Source organism: Clostridium acetireducens DSM 10703 (genome assembly GCF_001758365.1).
Classification (GTDB): domain Bacteria; phylum Bacillota; class Clostridia; order Clostridiales; family Clostridiaceae; genus Clostridium_C; species Clostridium_C acetireducens.
In genome coordinates, this window is the sequence record NZ_LZFO01000036.1 from 1 (window position 1) to 23,509 (window position 23,509).

Below are 23,509 nucleotides of genomic sequence, written 5' to 3' on the forward strand. Positions count from 1 at the left end.
ACTCCGTAATTCATCACAGGACGTGATGAGCCAATTTCCGCCCCAAGGACGGGGCATAAATTGGGTAGGAGTTTTTTTATTTTTTATTCTTAGAGTGTCTTAATGAAATGACTTATTTCCAAACTCTCTTTATGAGGCTGCCTTATTATTTTTATATAGATTATTTTTAATTATTTTCTATATGCAAATTATTTCAAATATTGTTTATTCAAAAACGCATACATAAAATACCTATGTCTAAGCATTATATGCCATTTAAATTACTTACTTACTGTAACTGATGGTGGGAAAGATTTCACTTGAGCATCAGATACTCTATTACTAGTTAAAATTATGTCTTTTAACTTAGGTAATCCTAAAGCAGGACTAACATCTGTAATAATATTGTCGCTTACGTCTAAAGTTTCAAGTCTACTTAATCCGCTAACTGGAGCTATACTTGATATCATATTTTCTCCCACAGATAATACTTGTAAATTAGGCATATTTGATACTACCTTAATATCTCCTATATTATTTTTATCTGCATAAAGTCTTACTAAACCTGTCATCTTGTATAAAGAACCTAAGCTGCTTATATTATTTTCATATAAGTATAAATTTCTCATATTAGTTAATTCTGTTAAATGGCTTATATCTGTTATATTATTTGTTCTCAAGCTAAGAGTTTCTAAATTATATAATCTAGCTAAAGATTTTATATCAGATATACTGTTCTTATCTAATCTTAACTCTTCTAAGTTTTCTAGATTTTCTAATCCTTTTGTATCCTTTAAAGTATTTTCACAAGCAGTAACCCATTTAAGCTCTTTTAAACTTGCAAGTGGAGATAATGTGGCTATGCTATTTTTGTCACAAGAAAGTCTTTCTAACTTTTCTAATTTAGAAACTACACTTATATCTTTTATAGCATTTTCATTTATATTTAATGACTCTAAATTTGTTAAATCTTTTATTTGATTTATACTACTAATATTATTTTTACTTACATTTAGTGATTCTAAATTCACCAATCCCTCTATACCTGCTAAAGAAGATATATTATTTTCTCCAAGAGTTAAACTTTTTAAATTAATTAAGCTCTTAAGAGGTGTTAAATTTGATATTGAAGTATTGTTTATAACCAAACTCTTAAGATTAGTTAAACTTGCTATAGCTTCAAGAGAATTTATTTCTGTTTTATTTAAGTAAAGATTTTCTAAATTGCTTAATGTTTTTAAAGGTGTTAAGTTTGATATATTATTTTTTCCCAAATTTAAAGCTTTAAGATCTATTAAATTTTCTATTCCAGCTAAATTAGTTATATTTTTATCCCATAAATTTAATTCAGTAACTCTATATAAGTCACATTTTTTTATATCACCTTTAGGTTTTTCTATCTTTTTTCTTACTTCTCTTTCTAAATTTTTATCTGCAAAAACAACTTTTTTACTTGGATCATCAATTAAATCATTTATTCCAGCTATATCAATAACTTCTTTATTTCTAAATCTAACCCATTGAAGCTTTTGAAAATCTTTTAATTTTTGTAAATCATCAATATCATTTCCGTTTATATTTAATCTCTTTAATTTAGGAAGCTTTTTAAGTATTGATATTTCGTGTACTGGATTGTCATCTATATATAGTTTTGTAATATTCTCCAAATTAACTAAAGGCTCTAAATCATCTATTTCGTTTTTAGTTAATATTAAAGTTTGTACTGATTGTAAATCCTTTAAGTCTTCTGCATTTTTTATTTTATTATCTTCTAAATTTAAAGTTTTAAGCTTTTTTAAATGTTTTAAAGGCTTAGGATCAAATACTTTATTCATACTTAAATCTAATTCTTTTAAATTTTTAAGTTTTGATAAAGCTTCTATATTTTTTACTTTATTATCTTTTAAAATAAGTTTTTCTAAATTTTGTAGATTAGATAAAGCTTTTACATCATATATTTTATTTTTATATAAATTTAATTTTTTTAAGTAAATACTATTTTTTAAAGGTGTTAAATCTTCTATTTCATTATTGCTTAAATCTAAATTTTCTAGGCTTTCAAATAATTCTAATCCAGTAATATCTTCTATATTTTTGCTCTTTAAATTCAGTTTAGTTACATAAATTAAATCTTCTTTAGTAATTTTTCCTTCTTGCTTATTTATAGATTCTCTAATTGCCTCATCTAAATTTTTATCAGGAAATTTTATATCTTTATTGTTGAATTTATGCTCATTTGCAGCAAATACTTTGCTTATAGTATTGTCTACTTTTGGACTAGAGTTAGCAAGTGCTGATACACTAAAAGCAAAAACTAAAATTCCTGCAAGACATATAGAAGTTTTTGTTTTATTCATAAGCTTTCTGGTATAAAACCAGTTTCACCTCTCTTTTTATTTTTTATAAAATTTAAAATTGTAGCCCCGTCCCGCTGCTTGTCTAGTATGTTACTTGAATTTCTTTTGGTAGAGAGTTTATTTGATATTTTGGTACATTATCATTATTTATAATCATAAATTTCTCAAGAGATGGAAGAGTTTTAACTACAGTTATATCACTTAAGTTGTTATCTCCTACATCTAAAGTCTTAATGTTTTCTAAACCTTTAACAGCATTTATATTAGTTAATTTGTTATATCCTAAGGAAAGATCTTCAATTTCTTTCATGCCAGATATAATAGATATATCACTTATATTATTTTTATCTAAATATAATTTTACAATGCCTTTCATGTTTCTAATAGGTGTTATGTCTTTTATATTATTGCTGTATAAATATAAATTTTTAATATATACAAGGTTTTCTATAGGTTTTAAGTTACTTATTTTATTATATTTTAAACTTAAAACTTCTATATTAATTAATTTTTTAAGAGGTTCTATATTGCTTATTTTGTTATTGTCTGCATGTATTTCTTTTAAATTTTCTAGATTTTCTAAACCTTTTAAACTTGTTATATTGTTGTTATTAGCTGTAAGCCATATTAGTTCTGTGGCTTTTTTTAAAGGCTCTAAACTTGTTATTTGGTTTTTATCTATAGATAATCTTTCAAGATTTGGCATAAAAGATACAACATTTATATCTTTTATATTATTTTCATTTAAATTTAAAGACTTTAATTCTGTTAAATCCATTAATGAGTCTATATCTTTTATATGATTTTTACTTATATCTAGCTTTTCTAAGCTTGTAAGATTTTCTATAGGTTCCAAATCTAATACTTTATTTTCACTTAAATCTAAGCTTTCCAAGTTAACTAAATTTTCTAAAACTGAAATATCTGATATATTTGTATTGGATATTTTTAGCTCTTTTAAATTAATAAGTTCCTCTAAAGGCTCTATATCCGTAATTTTAGTTTTATAAAGATATAGTTTCTCTAAATCTTCTAAATCCTCTAAAGCTGTTATATCTGTTAAATTATTTCTACCTAAATTTAAGTATTTTAATCCTCTTAAATATTCAATTCCAGAAATATCTTTTATATTTTTCCCAAATAAATTTAAATCTTTAATAAATTCTACATCAGATAATCTCAATTCTCCTGAAGGTTTTTCTATTTTTTTTCTTATTTCTCTTTCTAAGTTTTTATCTTTAAATTTAACTTCTACATTTGCTTGTTCCACTATATAATCTAACTTATCCATATCAGTTATTTCTTTTCCCCTGTATTTTACCCATTTTAAATCTGAAAGAGTATCTAATTTTAAATCCTTTATATTATTAATTTTATTTTTATCTAAATTTAATCTTTCTAAATCTGGCAATCTTTTAAGAGGGGTTATATCTGTTATTTCATTATCATCTAAATATATTTTTACAAGTCTATTTAATGACTCTAAAGGTTTTATATCTGATATTTTATTTTTGCTTAAAACAAGTGATTCTAATGTAATTATACTAGATAAATCTTTTATATTTTCTATATCATTGTCTGCTAACATTAAAGTTTTTAAGCTATGAAATTTTTTAAGAGGTTTTAAGTTTTTTATTTCATTAGAACTTAAATCCAATTCAAATATATCTTTTGAAGTAGTTAAACCCTCTATATTTTTTATTTTGTTTTCTTTTAAATATACTTTTTCTAAATTTCTTAATTTATTAAGAGGAGTTAAATCTTCTATTTCATTATTATAAAAATTGATTTTTTCTAGCTTTTCACAATATTTTAAAGGCGTTAAATCTTTTATTTTGTTATTACTTGCCTCTAAAACTTCTAAATTAGGCAATTTATGAAGACCTTCTAAGCTTTTTACATTTTTATTTCTTATATCTAATTCCTTTATATCTTCTAAATCTTTCATTGTAATAGGTTTAACTGGTATTCCCACTTCTTCTCTAATAACTTTTTCCAAATTTTTATCCTTAAAAGTTACTCCCTTACTATGATTTTCTTCACTTTCTATAGAAATATCATTATCTTCTTTTGCATAAACGCTTTGGCTAAGGGCAGGTGTAACATTGGAACATATTAAAGCTAATGCAATAATTAGTGAAAGTTTTTTACTTTTCATAATTCCCGGATTAATACCGGTTTTCACCTCACTTTTAGTTTATTTTATTTTTCTATGGAATTATCTTCTTGTTCTATTTCATAGGCTTCTTCTTGTTCTCTCATAGTTTTTTCCTTTTGCTTTTCAATAGAAACTTTGTCTTTTATTTTATCAGCATAAGGTTTTAAAACAAAGCTCAATATTAAAAATAGTAAAAGCATAGTTAATAATATGAATACATTCCTATTAAGCACATCAAGATTTGCACCAAGTATTATTTCTCTCATAGCAGATATAGAATAAGTAAAAGGTATAAATGGATTTACTTTCTTAAAGAAACTAGGTATAAGCTCTCTTGGGAAAGTACCTCCTGAAGCAGTAAGTTGTAGTAAAAGTATTAAAACTACTGATACTCTTCCTATATCTCCAAGTAAGAATATTAAGTTTTGAGCTATAGCTATAAATACAAAGGATAAAAATATATTAAATCCTATATATAGTGGCACATTAGCTGGTGTAAGCCCTAGTTTAATAACAGCTAAACTTAAAAGTACTGCTTGTAATGCTCCTATAGCACAACATATTAAATATTTTCCTAATATTACTGAATTACTGCCAACTTTTAAATTATAAGGTACATCATCAGTTATAAAGAAGAACATCATAAGAGCTCCTACCCATAAACCTAATGAAATAAAGTATGGTGCAAGTCCTACTCCATATTTATCTACAGCATATAAAGGCTTATTTCTTAAATCCATTGGATCTCCCATATAACTTCCTATAGCTTTACTGCTAAATGCTAATTTATCTGCTATCTTTTCTGCTCCTTCTCCCAATTTACTATTTAGTTCTGCTACACCTCCATAAAGCTTATCTGCACCATCTTGTAAATCAGGCATTTTATCTTTCATAGTTTGTAATCCATCTTTAATCTTTCCAGAACCATCTCTTAATTTTATAATTCCATCAGATAAATCCATAGAACCATCATAAAGTTCATTTATTCCCTCTTCAACATCAGGAATTTTTTCACTTAGTTCTCCAATTTTATCTACATAGTTTTCTGTTCCTCTATTTAGTTTAAATAATCCATCACTTAATTCCCTAGTTCCATCAGTAAGTACTGCTACACCACTGGTAACTGTTGGCACAGTATCTTGGAATTTATCTGCTCCATCTCTTAAATCTTGGGAACCTGAATATATAAGTTCTATTCCATTTTTTAAATCTGTAGTTTTATCATATAATTCATCTAAACCATCATATAAGTCTTTAGAACCCTTATATAATTTATCAATACCATCTACCAAAGCTCCTACACCAGTAGTTGCCTGTCCTACTCCTCCTGATATAGCACTTACTCCTTGAAAAATAGCTAGTGTTTGTTTTAATTCATCTAAAGCCCCATCTATTTGAATTACTCCTTTAGATAATTGCTTTAATGCACCGTATAGCTTTTGTAAATCAGGTACTTTATCAAAATAAGGTGATTTTTGAATTTCTGCTGCTATGTCATTTAAATCAGCAGATACCTTCGAAAGCTGTGAACTTGGTAAATCCAAGTTATCTCCATTAAGTAAATAGGCTATATGTAGAAGAATTTCATTTCTATTAGATGCATCTGCACCTTTAAGAGAATTAAATAAGTTATTTAAATTATTTATAATTTCCATATCCTGTTTCCAATTTTCCTTGGAAATATCAGAAATAGGTACTTTACCTGAACTAATTAAAGTATCTATTTGTTCCATGCCTAAATATATATTCTTAAGTCCACCACATACAGAATCTATAGGTTTAATACCACTTCCATCTTTAGTATTTAGCTTATCCATTATACCTTGAGCAATTTTAAATTTCATTTTATTTGTTCCAGTTTTAATTGCTTCCAATCCAGCATCTTTATTTACATTTCCCTCTTCATCTTTATCATATAAAAGTTTTACTTTATCCTTCATAGTCTTAAGACCATCATTAAGTTGTTTGGCTCCATCTCTTAGATCCCATACTCCATCTAAAAGCTTAGGCATATTGTCATCAACTTGTCCAATACCTTCTTTTAAACCTTGAGTTCCATCATAAAGTTGTTCCACATTGTCGGATAAATCAGGAAGTTTATCATATAAATCAATAGCGCCATTTCTAAGTCTAACACTACCGTCATAAGCATCTCCTATATTTTCATTAATGTTTTCAGCTCCTTTTCGAAGCCTACTTACACCATCTACCAAGTCTGGCATTTTACCTCTTAATAAATCCACTCCATCTCTAAGCTTAGTACTTCCATCATAGGCATCTCCTAGCTTATCATTAAGTGTAGAAGCTCCATCATAAAGTTTTCCAAGAGCATTATCTAAAACAGGAACTTTATCCTTAAGCTCTGTAACTCCATCTTTCATTTGAGCTGTTCCATCTGTAGCTGTTTCTAATCCATCCTTTAGTACATATAAATTATCAAAAATTGTTTCAGTAAAAGTATCCATAGCTGCTTCAGATATATTTTCTTTTAAAACTTTTGCTGCTTTATCACATATAAGTCCTACTATGTAATTCTTTTTCTTATTGGTAATAAAAATAAGTTTAGGTTTTCTAAGCATTCCATCTTTTATTTCTGTAATTTTTTGAGTAAAATCTTTGGGTATAACTACCATGGCATAGTATTTATCCTCTTCCACACCTTCTTTTGCATCTTTTAAATTTTTAACAAAATTCCAGCCTAAATCATCATTATTTTTTAATACACTTACAATATCATCACCATAATTAACTGGAGAATCATCCATTATTCCACCTTTATCCAAGTTAACTACTGCAATAGGCAAATTTTCTGTATTACTATAAGGATCCCAAAAGGCTGCTAAATAAAGTCCGCCGTATGCAAGAGGTAATAAGATTATTCCGACTAATGCCATTTTAAGAAAACTGTTTTTCCATATACTGCGAATATCACTCCATACAACTTTCCAAAAACTCATATCATACCCCTCTTTTTTTATTTATTTTATTATTATAATTATTAATACTGACCAGTCAGTTTTATTAAACAACTTTTTCATAAAACTGTCAACATTTTCTTTGTAAATTTATTATGAATTGTTCCATATTTTTTTACTATAATTACATTAAATTCTAAAAACATTATCTTAAATTAACATTAACATTTAATTATACTACATTTTATATAATAAACTTAACCATATATATTTTATCAAAAATATAATATTAATTCCATTTTTTATGTATTAAAAGTAACTAATATTTCTGAAAATAAATAATACTGGCAGATAAAAATATGCTAAGTATAGCAAGGGACTTTGTAAATTATTTGAATGAATTTTAGATACTCTTAGAATTAAAAATTAAAAAACTCCGTAATTCATCACAGGACGTGATGAGCCAATTTCCGCCCCAAGGACGGGGCATAAATTGGGTAGGAGTTTTTTAATTTTTAATTCTTAGAGTATATTAATGAAATGATTAATTTACAAAGTCCCTTGCTATACTTAGCATATTTTTATCTGCCAGTATTATTTATTTTCAGAAATATTAGTTACTTTTAATTTTTCATTGCTAATTATTAAATTTAATTTCTTTTTTACATAATAAACCTTTAGCTATTTGTAAAATTTCATTTATTTGTCTTCTATTTATAAATAAAATTATAGCTGAAAATATTATATTTAAATAAATTTTATTGTAAAACACATTAAAAGTTGCAAATAAAAGCATAAATACTGTGTTTAAGAAATAAAACTTAAGTGGAAATTTAAACCACAACTTTCTAGATATAAATGTTCGCATCCAAAAGAAAACTGTGTAGGATATACCTGTTGAAATAGAAGCTCCTAGTCCACCTAAAGTTGGTACTAATAAATAGTTTCCAATATAATTAGTTACAGCAGCTACAATAGATACTAATATATTATAGGAAGTCTTTCTGGAAAAAGAAATACCTAAAGTAGTTGTTTCTGATACAGTGTACATTATTGGTAAGAATAATAAAAATGGTACTATAACAGATGCTCCTACATACTTTGTGCCAAATATTTTTATTACTAAGTCTTTAAATAATACTATTCCTACAAATAATATAGCCATAAAACACATAAGCATTTCACTTACTTTAATATATCTTTCATTGCTGACACCTTCTTCATGCCACCTAAAAGCAGTTGGTGCCCAAAATGTGCAAAAAGCATCTCTTACTATTCCAATTATCATTACTATTTTTAATGCAGAAGAATAAAGCCCTATTTCAGTTAATGTAGACCATTGTTTCATAGCAATTCTGTCCATAGAGTTTAATATCCAACTTATTACAGAAGCTGGCACTAAAGGAAGACCAAATTTAAAAAGTTTTTCTAGTAAAATATTATCTATTTTAAATTTTGTTATCCAATATTTTTTGGTAAAACAAAATTCTGCAATACATAATACTACTAAACTTATAAATCCTGCATTTACAACTCCTCTAAAGCTTTTATCTATATATAAAAGATAAGGAACTAAAATTACAACATTAGCTAATTTACTTATTATATTTAAAATTGAGTATAGCTTAGCCTTTTCTTCCATACGTATAACTAGCATATTAAATCTATCTATTACAGTAAAAGGAACAGAAATAGCTAAAACCTGCATAATATATTTTTCTTCACGATCAAACATCCATATGGAAATACCTTTATAAAACAGTAAATAAATTATTCCCACTATAAAAGAAAATAATAAAGGAACAATTAAAGAGTTCCAAAATAAATTTTTTTTATCCTTTTCTAAATTATATTCTCTTACAAAGGATTGATCCATTCCTAAGTATATAAATAAAGAACTTATACTTAATGCCATAGTATACATTGCAGCTCTACCAAATTCATCTGGTGCTATAAAATGTGTAGTTAAGGGTACAGTAAAAAGACTTAAGAAAGCAGAAATAACTGGTCCTATAGAAAACCCAAAAAATCTCTTTATAAATTGCTTAGGACTATCACCCATAATTTTTCCTCCGTAAAATTTCATATTTTTTGTTTCATTAATAATGTACATAAATTGCTTTATTAAGTATACTATATTTTTATGAATTTTGCACAAAAGCTAAAAAACTTAATAAAAAATTAATTTAGGTATTTATCCTAAATTATGTAATTGCTATAATGTATTTGATATTATTTAGATTGTTGAATAAAAAATTACTTATATAATTTGAGATAAAAAATAATTAAAAATAATTTGTATAAAAATAATAAGGCAGCAGCATAAAGAAAGTTTGTAAATAATTTGAATGAATTTTAGACAGTCTTAGAAGAAAAAATTAAAAAACTCCGTAATTCATCACAGGACGTGATGAGCCAATTTCCGCCCCAAGGACGGGGCATAAATTGGGTAGGAGTTTTTTTATTTTTTATTCTTAGAGTGTCTTAATGAAATGACTTATTTACAAACTTTCTTTATGCTGCTGCCTTATTATTTTTATACAAATTATTTTTAATTATTTTTTATCTGAAAATTATATCAATGATTTTTTATTCAACCACCTAATTTTATTTTGTCTAAAAAGTTAACGGAATAAATATGCCATTAATGAATGCATTTTTTCCCTTCATAATATCCTTCATAAAATAAATTTCTAAGAAAATCTATATTAAAGTTTAAAGTATCTTCAGGTCTAAAAGCCTTATTTCTTTTTACAACAACTATATTTTCATCATTATACTTATTGTATAAATAATCTGGAACTTCAAAAGAATTACTTAAAGGCAATAAATAAATTTTATCTAAATTTTCCTCCATAAAAGGACTCAATAAATTATTATTCAATATTCCACCATCTAAATTATATCCATCGTATTCTCCATTAACTACTAAATCTTTGAACTTTTCAAATACTTCTTTAGAATCAAAATTTTTTACTAAATCATTGAAATCATTAATTTTACTAGGTCCAATATAAGGAAGAAGTGAACTATACTTTACACAATTTACAGCCTTTTCTCTATCTAGTTTATCTACGTCTACAATTTTTTCTTTTAATTCTCCTTTATTTACTTCTGTGTAATTAACATAAAAAGATTTTATAGATTCTCTTTTTACTTGTAACTTTTTCATCTCATTTATTACATAATCATTCTCAACTACTTTATGTAAATACTCAGGAACTTTTATTTTATTTTCATTAATATATAAATTTTTCATTTCTTCTATATTACCTGTATATATGTAATATCCATTTATTGCCCCTATAGAAGTACCTGAAATCACTTTGAAATTTATTCCTTTTTCATAAAAAGCATATACAGCTCCTGCTTGAAAAGCTCCTTTAGCTCCTCCTCCTTGTAAAAATAATCCTCTCATAATTATTTTCCTTTCTATAATTTACTATTATTTTCTTTATATATTACCATAATGCTTTCATTAGTGCTACCCCAGTGGTGCAAAATATGGAAAAAATATTTTTCCATATTTTGCACCACTGGGGTAGTTATTCAATATAATAGTATGGTAATTGAATTTAGGTGGTGAGTAAGTGTGGCTTATAGTGCTAGAGAACTATTAGCTAGAATAATAAAATGTGAAGCTGGTGGCGAAGGTGAAAATGGTATGAAAGCTGTTGCTTCAGTAGTTATGAACAGAGTAAATGTAGCTTATGGAGAATATCTTAGAATATGCCAAGGAGATTTACGAAAAGTTATATTTCAAAAAGGGCAATTTGATTGTGCAACTTCTATTTTAAAAGGTCTTCCTAATCCTCAAACTATATGGGCTAATCCCCCAGAAGAAATACACTATCAAATAGCAGATTGGGCTCTATCTGGCAATAGACTATATAATACAGGTAATGCTTTGTGGTATTTTAATCCATTCGTAGTAACATGTCCATATACATTCCCATATAATGGGACAGGAAGATATTTAGTAAGAATTGGACAGCATTGCTTTTACAACCCTACTGAACTATATGCTCAGACTTAAATTAATATAATCATACTTAATTTTAATGTTTTTAAATAATTTGTTTATATTTTAAAGGAGGTAATTTTTTGTATACTAGAACACCAAATGACTTTAACAATTTTCCACTATGGAATAGCCGCTCATGCCCAATGATGCCTGAAGAAATGCTAAATGAAAATCGTGAAATGCAATTTCCAACTACTACAGGTGGTCCTACTTTTCAAACTGAACCAACTCCTACAGTACAAAACGATATAGGTTATACCCAAGGATGGCTAAAAACTCAAATAGGAAAATATATAAAAATCGAATTTTTAATTGGAACCAATATGTTAATTGACAGAGAAGGTGTTTTAAAAGAAGTTGGAATTAGCTATATAGTAATACAAGAATCAGGAACAAACGACTTAGTAATGTGCGACATATATTCTATTAAATTTGTAAGAATATTCAGCGACCAAACTAAAGTTAGAGACTAATATGGAAAATTTTTCACCCCAGGGGTGTAATTTTTACACCTCTGGGGTGAAAATGAAATGAAAATGCAAAATGCAAAAAATTAAAGGTTATTGTAATGCTTAAATAGAAATTATAAATAAGAATAAAATTTAAGGGGATGTTAAAATTATGAAAGTAAAAAAGGCAATAATACCTGCAGCAGGATTAGGTACAAGATTTTTACCTGCCACAAAGGCTCAACCAAAGGAAATGCTTCCAGTAGTAGATAAACCCACTATTCAATACATTGTAGAAGAAGCTGTAGCATCGGGAATAGAAGAAATTTTAATAATTACTGGAAGAAATAAAAGAGCAATAGAAGACCACTTTGATAAATCTATAGAATTGGAAAATGAACTAAAATTAAAAAACAAAACTGAGCTATTATCTGTTGTGGAAAACATATCAAACATGGCAGATGTGTATTATATAAGACAAAAAGAGCCAAAAGGACTAGGTCATGCTATAAACTGTGCTAGCTCCTTTGTAGGAAATGAACCCTTTGCAATACTACTAGGAGATGATATAGTAGACAGCAAAACTCCTTGTTTAAAACAACTAATTAATTGTTTTAACGAATACAAAACCTCTATATTAGGAGTACAAGAAATTCCTAAAAAGGATGTATCCAAATACGGCATAGTGAAAGGTTTTGCTATAGAAAATAATGTATACAAAGTAAAAGACCTAGTAGAAAAACCTTCTATTGAAGAAGCCCCTTCCAGTGTAGCTATATTAGGAAGATACATATTAACTCCTTCTATATTTAATATATTAGATAAAACAAAACCAGGAAAAGGAGGAGAAATTCAACTTACAGATGCATTAAAAACATTAGCAAAAAGCGAAGCTATGTATGCCTACAGTTTTGAAGGTAAAAGATACGATGTAGGAGATAAATTAGGTTTTCTTAAAGCTACAGTAGAATTTGCATTAAAACGAGAAGATTTAAGGGAAGATTTTGTAAATTACTTATTGAATCTTAATGAATTAAAATAATGAAATGGAATGTAGATATGCTTCTATACTAAACTATCTACATTCCGTTTTAATATTATTATAAATATTTACTGCAGTATTTTCATCATACACATGAGAAATTCTATTTCTATCCACATAGCCTTTGTTATTTTCCGCTTCACTTTGTATAAAATAAGTGCTATCTATTCCTAAAAGAGTTAAAAATATCATTTTAATATGCTTTTCATCCATTTGCATTAAATCTCTATTGGATAAATCCTCTAGTATTTTACCTACAAGCATAGTAGAAGTCTCACCTTTAATCATTATTTCCTCTAAAGCTTCTCATCAATAAAAAAAGCCCTAAAAGCAAATGCTCCAGAGCTAAATGTTCTTTAAAACAAAAATACGAGTTGGTGCAGGCACCCTCTCGCTAAAAACTATATAAGTTTTTGTTCCATAATAATAGTATATTCTTAGTATATATAAATAGTACTGATTTTTATATTTTTTAAAATTCAGCTTTTACCTTTGTATTGTGAACTATTAATTTAAACCCTTTTAAAGATACATCCAATTTATAAACTTATACTTCTGCAGTATAAATATCTTTTTTACCTACCACAATAATAAGGGCTTTCTTTAATACTTCTTCTCCAAGGTGTTCTTTAACTATTTTGCTTTCAGCATACCCTTTAAGCTGTTTTAAACCTTCTTCTTTTACTTTTTCTAAATTATTTCTTTCACTTTCCTTTATATATTTTAATTCTATAATCCACTGAAATTTAGTTATATCTTTAAATTGAATTTTTTTCTTGAGCATTATATCCACATAGCCTTTACTGTTTTCCGCTTCACTTTGTATAAAATAAGTGCTATCTATTCCCAAGAGAGTTAAAAACATCATTTTAATATGTTTTTCATCCGCTTGCATTAAATCTCTATTGGATAAATCCTCTAGTATTTTACCTACAAGCTTTGCTAAAGCTTCAATATTTCCATGCATTCTCATTTCATTTACTGCTATTCTTATATCTTGAAGCTGAATATTATACTCTAAATTCATTCTTTGAAAATACTGCTCCCAATAAATCGTTTTTATAACGTAATTGGGTACTTTTAGCTCTGTTCCAAGAGGACCTTCTCCCTTTATAGTAAGCATACCTAGGTAAAATAATAAAGATTTAAAGTTTTCTTTCACACTGTACATAGTATGAATATTAAATCTATCTACAAGCATAGTAGAGGTTTCTCCTTTAGTCATTATTTCCTCTAAAGCTTCCTTGTCATTAAAATTGTAAGCCAACTGATTAACTCTTCCATAATCTGTTTTTACATTATTATCTATCATCTCTTTTGGGTAGCGATTATAAAGTAAATAATTATCTAAAAAATACATGGACATATCTGGATTAAAAACTGATTTACTATTTTCATTAAACCTATACCCATTATAATAAATAGTCATATCATTACATATTTTCTTTCTAAGTTCTGTATCCTTTATATTTACTTCATCCATAACCCAGGATAATTCTTCCCTTGTAAATCCCATCATGGCATTAAGATTTTCATCTAGAGTATAGTTTCTAGTTATGTTAAATCCACTAGTTAAATCATCCAACATTATAGGACTTACGCCTGTCATAAATATTCTATTAAAATTATCCATTGTTGCATCTTTTAAAGCCTTATAGAATACCTTAACAAAACCTTCACCATGAAGGATACTTTCATAGGTGTTTTGTTTTCCTCCTGTAATTAGTTCATTTGCAAAGTTATCATATTCATCTATTAAAACAAAAACAGGTATTTTTATTTTTCTAGAAAGATGCAATATATACTCAACAGCAGCTTCTGCTTTTATATAATCCTCACTAAGCTTCTCATCAATAAAAAAATTAGAGTACTTATCAATAAAATTTTTCACTGAAAATGTTACTTTTGTATTAAAACTTTTTCTAAGCTCTTCTTCTCCATGACCAGCATCAATTCCAGCAAAACTTATTTTCCAAACTAGAAATTTATTTTTCTCTTCTGTAGGATTTTTTCCTATATATAAATCTCCAAACAACTCTTCAAATTTATCTTTTTTATTTATATCATAATAATTTTCTAAAGTTGATATAAATAAACTTTTTCCAAACCTTCTTGGTCTTATAAAAAACTGATAGGGAGCATATCTATCTAAAATTTCTATATATGATGTTTTATCTACATAAATATAATTTTTCTCTCTTAAAACTTGAAAATTAGAAATACCATAGGGTATTCTTTTCATAAGTCTATTCACTCTCCTAACTTTGTTATGTTTATGCGAATTAACTTTTATACTTTCATCATTTCTCTATTGTTTTTATTATATCATAAAAACCATTTTTTAATATTCGCATGTATTTAATGGGTTTGTATCAAGTTAAAGTGAGGAACTTTATCCCATAAAAGAAAGAAATCAATAAACAAAATTGATAAAAAATGTAGAATATTAAACTTTTTTTATAAAAACCAGTAATGATTTTGTTATAACGTACGATACTTATAGTGCAAAAAAAAGTAAAAAATAAAGAAAAGGTGTCAAATTTGGAAGATAAGAATAAGAGAAAAATTAATTTTTTTAGTATTAAATTTAAGTTAGCCACTATACTAGTTAGTTTATGTTTAACTTCCCTAATTATAATGTTTGTAATATCATACATTCAAGCCAACAAAATATTATCAAATAATTTAGAAATAAGTACTAAACAAAATCTTACAGAAATAAATAGAGGGATAGATAACTACTTTAACACTATGGAAAGTTATTTAAATATACTGTCTGATCACACAGATATTAAGGATCTTGATAAACATCCAGAGTATAAACCATTTACTATAGAAGCATTAAAAAATTTTAAAAATAGTAATAAAGATATAATGGTAATGTGTTTTGTACAAGCTGATAAAAAAATAAATGTATATCCTGAACGTACGTTTCCAAGTGGTTATGATCCAACTTCTAGGGATTGGTACAAAAATAGTGTAAAAGCTAAAGAAAAAATAGTTTATACAGATCCTTATAAGGATGCCAGTAATGGAAAGTTAGTTGTATCTTTATCAAAAGTTGTAGAAAAAGATGGAAAGGTAGTAGGAGTTCTTTCTATAGATGTAAATTTAGAGGCTTTAGTTGATACACTTTCTAATGTAAAGGTAGGCAAAAGTGGATATATATACATAACAGATAGTAAAGGAATAATGGTTGAACATCCAAATAAAACTTTACTTGGTGGAAATTCAGCCACTAAATTAAGTATTTGGCCAAAAATAAAAACAGAGAGTGAAGGTTTTGATAAGTATAAATATAATAATGAAATAAAATATGCAAGTTATATAACAAATAAAAAAAGTAATTGGAAGATTATCGCATCCCTTGAAAAGTCAGAGTTATTAAAAGATACAAGTGTTATTAAACATGCTGCACTTGTTATGATATTAATATTAGGAACAATAGTTATAATTATTTCTTTAATTATAAGCAATTCAATATCTAAATTAGTACGAAAATTAGAAAATGAATTTAGTAAAGCTGCTAATGGAGATTTACGTGGTAGAGTTAATTTTAATACCAAAGATGAATTTGAAAATTTAGGAAATCATTTTAATAGTATGATGGATAATATAGGACAATTGATAAGTAATGTTAAAAATTCATCAAATGAAATTGTTAATAGTTCAGATTCTATAAGTAAATCCACAGAAGAAACAAATATAGCCATAAACGAAGTTGCACTTACTATAAATAAGTAGCTGAAGGTTCATCATCACAGGCACAAGATATCTCTAGAAGTGCAAATATAGTTAATGAATTAGCTGATGAAATTGATAATATTGAAAAATTAACAATTCATATGATAGAACAATCTAATGATTCTAATAAACCTGGAAATGAAGGCTTAAAAATTATTGGTGAGCTTACAGAAAAGACAGTAAAAAACAATGAAGCAATATCACAAGTTACAGAAGTAGTAGAAAATATGAATGAAGCTACTGGAGAAATAGGAGTAATAACAGATACAATAAATCAAATAGCAGAACAAACTAATTTACTTGCATTAAATGCAGCCATAGAAGCAGCAAGAGCTGGAGAAGCCGGAAAAGGATTTTCTGTAGTAGCAGAAGAAATTAGAATGTTAGCAGAACAATCCACAGAGGCTACTAAAAAAATACAAAATTTAATTAATAATATAAAAGAAAAATCAGAATTAGCAGTTAAATCCATTGAAGATACCAAAGATATTGTAGAACTTCAAACTGATGCAGTAACTGAAACTAAGCAAATATTTAATAAAATATTATATTCTATTAAGGAAACCTTAGGCAAAATAAATTTAGTACAAAGTTCCATAATAGAAACAAATAAAAACAAAAATGAGATGGTTAGTAAAATGCAAAATATATCAGCAGTATCCGAAGAAGCTTCAGCAAGCACAGAGGAAGTTTCTGCAACTACAGAAGAAGTAACTGCAACTATGAATGAGTTTAATAATTTAGCATCTAATCTTAAAGATATATGTAGTGAATTAGAAACTGAAATTAATAAATTTAAGTTATAAAGGAGAATGTAGATAGTTTTATTTCTACACAAAACTATCTACATTCCCCCTTTTAAAGATACATCCAATTTATAAACTTATACTTCTGCAGTATAAATATCTTTTTTACCTACCACAATAATAAGGGCTTTCTTTACTCCTTCTAAATCCCATCATTGCATTAAGCTTCTCATCAATAAAAAAAAATTAGAATACTAATCAATAAAATTTTTCACTGAAAATGTTACTTTTGTATTAAAACTTTTTCTAGGCTCTTGTTGAATTTTTTATTTTTTTATGTTTTTAAACTTCCCATAAATCATATTAACCCAAATACTTAATTTAAAATTTTGATGTAAAAATAACATATATAAAATCGTAAGAATTATAATAAATAAAGCAATAATTGAATCAAATATAATTCCTAAATTATGATTCTGATATATCCATTCATTTGATATTTTAACTACAATAAGAGTAATACTTATTAAAGGAAATCCAAATTTATAAATCCAATCTATGAAATCACTATATAAAGGATAACTTTTTAAATAATTTTTACCTTCCCTATTTAATGTTCTGTGTATTTTAGTTGAAAGTACATCTTCAATATCTGCTAAATATCCATACTGTCTTTCAACATAAATATTTTTTTGATAATACTGCATAGTATAGTAAAGCAGTAAAAACCAAATGATAGATTGAATTACAAAAAAATTAAATTTTACTTCAATATTCATTTTAGTTTTTATAAAACTCTGAAATGTAGCTATTGTTTCAGTTGGATAGATAGTCATTAGAAAAAGAAAAGCCGTTAAAACAACTATTATAAAAAAGAATTTATTCCTATCAATTTGAGCCTCTTTACATAATTTGAATGATTCCTTATAATTATCATACACAAAATCAAATTTTTCTTTTTCATCCATGATAATCACCTCTGTTAGCTACTATAATTATACAAATAATCATTGTACTCATTTATTTAGCTTCATTAAGTGCAGCAATTATCTTATCCTGTGTAAATCTACTTGCCCACGATGTGCCTACTCCTATCATTTCTGTAGGTGCTGAATATGTGCTTTTTATTTTAACACCTACCAACTTATTTCCACGCTCTACACTTTTTGCGACTTCATAATTCTGCCAATTAGTATAACCTATTTCTTCACTATCTTCATGTTCCTTATTTGCATATTTCCCTATAATTACAAGTGTGTAGGTTGCATTCCCAATCTTCCTGCTAAGTGCTCTTTTTACAGTAGCAACATCATCACTATTAATTTCCTTTGAAGTATAGTCACTAAAAACAAACTCAAAATTAGAATTTGCATCCCACGCCTTCATTAAGTAATAATAGGATTTATCCTCATCATAATCAAATGATATAAAAACTTTTTTCTTTGCCATAATTTAATTCCCCCTATTTTTATATAAAGTCTATTTTTATTATTATTTCACCCTATAATATTTAACCTACTAGTATCACTATCTCTTTTCACCTATGAATCAGTTTTAAGATTATATTTTTGTGACTATCCTTCACAGCACCTTTTCGATATCCTTCACCAGTGTTTTTTGCCATTAGCATTACCTCCCCCAATCACCTTCTATTAATTATACTTCTACAAAAGTATAATTAATCCTTTGTAAATATTTTACTATTTCAATTTTTATCCTACTTATTATATTCTTTAAATCTTCCTTATTCATATAATAAAAAATATTACATAGAAAGGCTTTTTGGGTCGCTACTTTCTTTTATACTTTGTTTTTTAGTAAAATAAAAAAATATTAAATCATAGAGGAAAGGAAGATATAATATGCTTCTAAAATCATATATTGAAATCTTTAAGGTATATTTAATAAGTACGAAAAAAAATAGTAAAACAATATCTGAAATGATGAAATAGGTAATTATAAAAGGAAATTAGGAAAAGTTGAACAAATTTTATATATTGATGTAAGAAATAAAGGTGCAGTAGTAGGTTTCACTTCAGAATTAGTAACTCGTAGAGCGAACGTAGAATAGACCAGTATGGTTCATAAATTGTTCCTACGGAAGATGTTACATGAAAAGTAACATTAGCATTAAAGGTTGGAACATATGTAGGATATCTTAAATGAATATTTTTCTTTAAATTAAATATGAGTAAGCTTAGGAGAGTAAATTTAAGTATATTTTCTCATGGATTCTAGTGGGACTTGTATTCATTGTAGAAAGCTTGCCTGCTGGGGTCCTTTTATTATTATTTACCTATATAAAACTCTTCTCTATTGGATCTAAATGTAGAAATTTTATAAACATAGAAATAGTTATGGTATACTAGTATTAAAGAGGTAAGTAATGCATATATGAGTTAAAGCATGTATTATTAAAACTTTTTTGAAAACATTATTTTAAATATATTAAAAGAAAGTGAGAGAAAAATGCAAGAACAAATTAGTAATTTTTATGGACTTCCTCAGTTTATGTGGGAGGGCATTTTTAATATAATAATTAGTTTAGGAGCAGGGCTTATTATTGCCCTTATAACCACTTTTTATTTAAAGCGAAAAGATGAAGTAACCAGAGTAGAAGGATTAATATTAGAAAAAAGAGTAAATAGTATGCAAGAGATTTTAAATTATCTCGAAAAATTATGTTTTCATAGAGAACTTCATAATGGAAGAGAAACAGAATGGCATATATTATTAAGTAGTTTTGAACTTACTTTACCTAACGGTCCACATCTTCAATATTCAGATATTTTTAGTAATTCACAAAAATTTAGAGAGTTTTTCAAAGGTTTTGAAGGAATAATAGCTAAAAATAAACTATGGATTGATGAAAAGGTTAAATTTCATCTAGCTTTAATGCAAGGATATTTTTCTTGGATAAATGCCTTATTAATAGCTATAACAAGAATTCCTTTGCCTGAAGATGTAGAACTTACTGAAGAAGATATAGATAAACTATCTAATGTTATTTTGCTACAAGTAGGTATTACATTAGATGCTGAAATAAATGGACTATTAGCCTATCTTGAAACACTAATGGTTGAATCAATTTATAAGCTAGATCTAAGAAGACCTAAGAAAAGTATGACGAGAAATGGAATGTTAAACATAGACATGATTAAGATTTTAAAAGAACTAGATGGAAATACATTATTAGGAATAAATCGTGAAAAATATTTTTCTTTATTGCTACTACAAGTTTGTAGATATAAAGGGGTAGAGTTAGATGAAGAAAAGTTTGATGACCTCATAGATAAAGTTTTTGGATATAAAGATTTGTAAAAAAGTTACTACAATTAGTAAACAATAGTATAAATGATACAATAAGAATAGTTATTTCCAATGTTTGTTAAACCTATGATGAAATTTGAAATAATTTCACATTATTAAGGAGTTTTTTATGGATAAATTTATAAAATTATTAGATAAAAATCTTGAATACATTAGTCACGAAGCCATAGATAATACTTTTTACATAATAAAAGCTAGAAATCGAACTACTTTAAGCAATTTCAATTTCTAGACTTAAATTAAACTCTTTCTAATATATTTTTTCTAGTTATATTTATATAACTATAGACTCTACTATTCTCAATCATATTATTTAATATAAAATGGTAAAATAAGTATTTTGTATATAACATTACTATCATTCTAGTGTGTTAACCATCCATTATATACATATTCAATAGAACCTTTTTTATAGTAATCTTTTAATATTTGAGTTTCTTCAAATTCATAACACTTTATATGTTTTTCAAACATTTCTTTTCTATCTTGAGATATAGATATCATTGGCTTTTTGGTACCTAGATACTCGAAACACTTTTCAAATAGCTCAGTTCCTATACCTTGGTTACGATAGTCTTCGTGAATTCTAAAAGTACAAATTTTCTTCTCTAATTGTTTTTTCTTCAATATAGCAATTCCCGATAGCACAGCTTTATTACATCCTTCCAACTCTGATAAAACTATAATTATTTCACGTTCCCCATTTTTTAATTCTATCTCTGGAATTACTGTATTATAAAACCACTCATCAAACTGCGGATAACTTTCAGCTAAATCTCTTAAATAATTATATAGTTTTTCCTTAGCTTTTTCACCAACTTCATTAATCATAAAATGTCTCATTACTTCCGGCTCAATTTGAGAAACCCTATAATAGAAATTCTTTTTAATTTTTATTTTCATAGTTTCTCTCCTCCTTACTCTGTTACCATTTTATAATCCAATTAAATGAGATAACCAATTTCCAACAACTCCACCAATGGTCCCTAAAATAATAATGCCTAATACATACATTATTATAATAAGTTTAGTACCTTTTTGATACTGAAATCTAGTTAAGTCTGAAAAATCCTCTATATAATCATATGTATTATCATTTTTCTTTTTAGCTTTATTTTTTATATGATATGCAATAATATTATGATTATCCCCTTCTATATAATCTTTCCATAAATCATTTTCTAACATTCTACTATTAATCTCTTTTCCATAATGGATAATTACATCATCTGCATTTCTTAAAATTAAATAATGAACTGCTAAAATATTAAATTTTTTTCCTTTATTAAATTGTTCTCTTAATTCTTCACTACAACTTCGAACATCATTTAATCTAAAATCTATTACTTCGGTGTTAGTAAATTGATCACTAAATATACTAACTCCTTTAATTTCATCATTAATCATATAAAGATCATCACTGCCTACTTGTATTCGAATTCTAAAATAATATCTTAAAATTTTTTCTAAATTTATACTTCCCGTATCTATTTCTAATATAGTTCCTGGTGTAGATGCATTTCTTATACATGGATTAATCTTTATTTGACTTTCAACTTCTAACGCATATATTACAAATTTAGGCTTTTCCACGGTTTCATTAACAATCAACTTTTTAGGTTTACCATCAGTTGTTGTAAAATTTTCATTAAAGATAGCATTAACTAGTTGATTATTTGATATAATGGCACCTAAATCTTTAATTTGACTTTTTTCTATTTTAAAAGGTACATATAAATAAATCTTTTCTATAGATTTAATGTCTTCTACTAACAAACCAAAATCAAAACAATAATTTTTTTGATTTTCCTTTTTTTTATTCCAAAGATTAACATGCACCGTTATCTCTTTGTCCAATTTTGATTCTTTGTCTTTGGTTGAATACCATAATGCAAAGCTTCTCATTTAATGTATATCTCCTTCTAAATACATGTATGATTGTGGTGGATTAAATTTTTTAAGTTTTTCTTTAGGGTTAATAGGAACTTTAAATACACAAATCTGTTCTATTTTTATAGCATAAGCATAAGAGTTTTTACTGAAATATTCATAATATGACTTTTCATCTATTCCAGAAAATTCTTTGGTTTCATTCCAAATTTTTTCAGGAGTTTCCTTTATATATCCTGCATATTTAAAATATCCTACAATTTTTTGCTCTGGACTTGTTGAATATATATATATTTTATCTATGTCTTTTTTAAAAATGCATTTTCTATATTCATATTTTTTCTTTCCAGTCAATATTTGTTGTACGTATTTTGGTTTTATAGAAATTATTACATTCAACTTCACTATTTACTCCTATTTATTTATATAATTTGTTCTTTTAATTTTACTACATTAAGATTATAAAGTAAATAATATTTACCAATAGCATCACTAAACTCATAGATCCTTTTCTGATAATAATACGATTTTATTTTAAATTATATTAATAATAAAAACAAAATCTTTTATTCAATCCTAATTCTTATTTTCTAAAAAGCCATTATTAAAAGCATCTATAATATATTATACACCATATAACAACAACCTTTTATTTGTCATTTAATTTGAAAACTTTAATAAATTTCCCTTGAAACTTGTACATTTATAACTTAAACTTAAAATATGCTTATTTTATATTTGTACAATTGGTTCTGTTAATTAATTATGAAAATATAGCTTTGAAAATCACAAAATTACTATATGACTTACTTTAAATAATAAAAATTATAAAATTAATATTTTGTGGCATGACAAAAAAGCCTATCTATTTATAG

The 23,509-nt window shown here is 26.2% G+C and carries 16 protein-coding genes and 2 pseudogenes; 6 read left to right on the top strand and 12 right to left on the bottom strand.

Annotated features, from left to right (window positions below; translation table 11 throughout):
• Window positions 1-260 precede the first annotated feature (260 nt).
• The 5 genes from CLOACE_RS09800 to CLOACE_RS09820 all read right to left on the bottom strand — a co-directional run bounded on the left by CLOACE_RS09800 (window position 261) and on the right by CLOACE_RS09820 (window position 10,827).
• Window positions 261-2,336, bottom strand: coding sequence for a leucine-rich repeat domain-containing protein (locus CLOACE_RS09800; RefSeq protein WP_070110926.1), 2,076 nt, complete (start codon window positions 2,334-2,336; stop codon window positions 261-263).
• A gap of 82 nt (window positions 2,337-2,418) precedes the next feature.
• Window positions 2,419-4,494: a leucine-rich repeat domain-containing protein gene (locus CLOACE_RS09805; protein ID WP_070110927.1), complete on the bottom strand. Its 2,076-nt coding sequence runs from the start codon at window positions 4,492-4,494 to the stop codon at window positions 2,419-2,421.
• Between the two features lie 44 nt (window positions 4,495-4,538).
• Window positions 4,539-7,451 carry a YhgE/Pip family protein gene (locus tag CLOACE_RS09810; RefSeq protein ID WP_070110928.1) on the bottom strand — a complete coding sequence of 971 codons (2,913 nt, stop codon included), beginning with the start codon at window positions 7,449-7,451 and terminating at the stop codon, window positions 4,539-4,541.
• A gap of 595 nt (window positions 7,452-8,046) precedes the next feature.
• Entirely contained in the window at window positions 8,047-9,471 is a 1,425-nt protein-coding gene (locus CLOACE_RS09815) for an oligosaccharide flippase family protein (protein ID WP_070110929.1), read from the bottom strand.
• A gap of 582 nt (window positions 9,472-10,053) precedes the next feature.
• Complete coding sequence (locus CLOACE_RS09820; RefSeq protein ID WP_070110930.1) at window positions 10,054-10,827, bottom strand: patatin-like phospholipase family protein; 774 nt, start codon at window positions 10,825-10,827, stop codon at window positions 10,054-10,056.
• 174 nt (window positions 10,828-11,001) lie between these two features.
• Here CLOACE_RS09820 and CLOACE_RS09825 point away from each other — a divergent pair, with 174 nt between their 5' ends.
• The 3 genes and pseudogenes from CLOACE_RS09825 (at window position 11,002) to galU (ending at window position 12,924) form a co-directional block, all read left to right on the top strand.
• The gene (locus tag CLOACE_RS09825; protein WP_070110931.1) at window positions 11,002-11,445 is read left to right on the top strand and encodes a cell wall hydrolase; all 444 of its coding nucleotides are present in this window, start codon (window positions 11,002-11,004) and stop codon (window positions 11,443-11,445) included.
• 215 nt (window positions 11,446-11,660) lie between these two features.
• Window positions 11,661-11,906: pseudogene (locus tag CLOACE_RS09830) on the top strand (hypothetical protein); the annotation flags it as partial.
• A 148-nt stretch (window positions 11,907-12,054) separates the two neighbouring features.
• Window positions 12,055-12,924 (top strand): UTP--glucose-1-phosphate uridylyltransferase GalU, encoded by an 870-nt coding sequence (gene galU, locus CLOACE_RS09835; protein WP_070110932.1) that lies wholly within the window; start codon window positions 12,055-12,057, stop codon window positions 12,922-12,924.
• A gap of 111 nt (window positions 12,925-13,035) precedes the next feature.
• Here the strand turns inward: galU and CLOACE_RS12100 are convergent.
• Window positions 13,036-13,185: pseudogene (locus tag CLOACE_RS12100) on the bottom strand (PD-(D/E)XK nuclease domain-containing protein); the annotation flags it as partial.
• A 286-nt stretch (window positions 13,186-13,471) separates the two neighbouring features.
• Window positions 13,472-15,166: an ATP-binding protein gene (locus CLOACE_RS09845; protein WP_070110934.1), complete on the bottom strand. Its 1,695-nt coding sequence runs from the start codon at window positions 15,164-15,166 to the stop codon at window positions 13,472-13,474.
• A gap of 299 nt (window positions 15,167-15,465) precedes the next feature.
• Between CLOACE_RS09845 and CLOACE_RS09850 the strand changes: the two genes are divergently transcribed.
• Both CLOACE_RS09850 and CLOACE_RS09855 read left to right on the top strand, forming a co-directional pair.
• Window positions 15,466-16,668: a PDC sensor domain-containing protein gene (locus tag CLOACE_RS09850; protein WP_084027617.1), complete on the top strand. Its 1,203-nt coding sequence runs from the start codon at window positions 15,466-15,468 to the stop codon at window positions 16,666-16,668.
• A gap of 101 nt (window positions 16,669-16,769) precedes the next feature.
• Window positions 16,770-17,474: a methyl-accepting chemotaxis protein gene (locus tag CLOACE_RS09855; protein ID WP_084027618.1), complete on the top strand. Its 705-nt coding sequence runs from the start codon at window positions 16,770-16,772 to the stop codon at window positions 17,472-17,474.
• 266 nt (window positions 17,475-17,740) lie between these two features.
• Here CLOACE_RS09855 and CLOACE_RS09860 read toward each other — a convergent pair whose 3' ends face one another.
• A complete protein-coding gene (locus tag CLOACE_RS09860; protein ID WP_070110935.1) occupies window positions 17,741-18,382 on the bottom strand; it encodes a hypothetical protein in 642 nt (213 codons plus the stop codon).
• 52 nt (window positions 18,383-18,434) lie between these two features.
• Window positions 18,435-18,863, bottom strand: coding sequence for a TIR domain-containing protein (locus CLOACE_RS09865; RefSeq protein ID WP_070110936.1), 429 nt, complete (start codon window positions 18,861-18,863; stop codon window positions 18,435-18,437).
• A gap of 1,020 nt (window positions 18,864-19,883) precedes the next feature.
• On the opposite strand from CLOACE_RS09865, the gene CLOACE_RS09870 reads away from it, so the two are divergent.
• Window positions 19,884-20,735, top strand: coding sequence for a hypothetical protein (locus CLOACE_RS09870; RefSeq protein ID WP_070110937.1), 852 nt, complete (start codon window positions 19,884-19,886; stop codon window positions 20,733-20,735).
• A gap of 372 nt (window positions 20,736-21,107) precedes the next feature.
• Here the strand turns inward: CLOACE_RS09870 and CLOACE_RS09875 are convergent, their stop codons facing one another.
• Genes CLOACE_RS09875 through CLOACE_RS09885 form a run of 3 tightly spaced genes read right to left on the bottom strand, consistent with a single transcriptional unit; the run spans window position 21,108 to window position 23,039 of the window.
• A complete protein-coding gene (locus CLOACE_RS09875; RefSeq protein ID WP_070110938.1) occupies window positions 21,108-21,647 on the bottom strand; it encodes a GNAT family N-acetyltransferase in 540 nt (179 codons plus the stop codon).
• Between the two features lie 30 nt (window positions 21,648-21,677).
• Window positions 21,678-22,649, bottom strand: a complete 972-nt coding sequence (locus tag CLOACE_RS09880) for a hypothetical protein (protein ID WP_070110939.1) — start codon at window positions 22,647-22,649, stop codon at window positions 21,678-21,680.
• Window positions 22,650-23,039, bottom strand: coding sequence for an ASCH domain-containing protein (locus CLOACE_RS09885; protein ID WP_207644906.1), 390 nt, complete (start codon window positions 23,037-23,039; stop codon window positions 22,650-22,652).
• Window positions 23,040-23,509 lie beyond the last annotated feature (470 nt).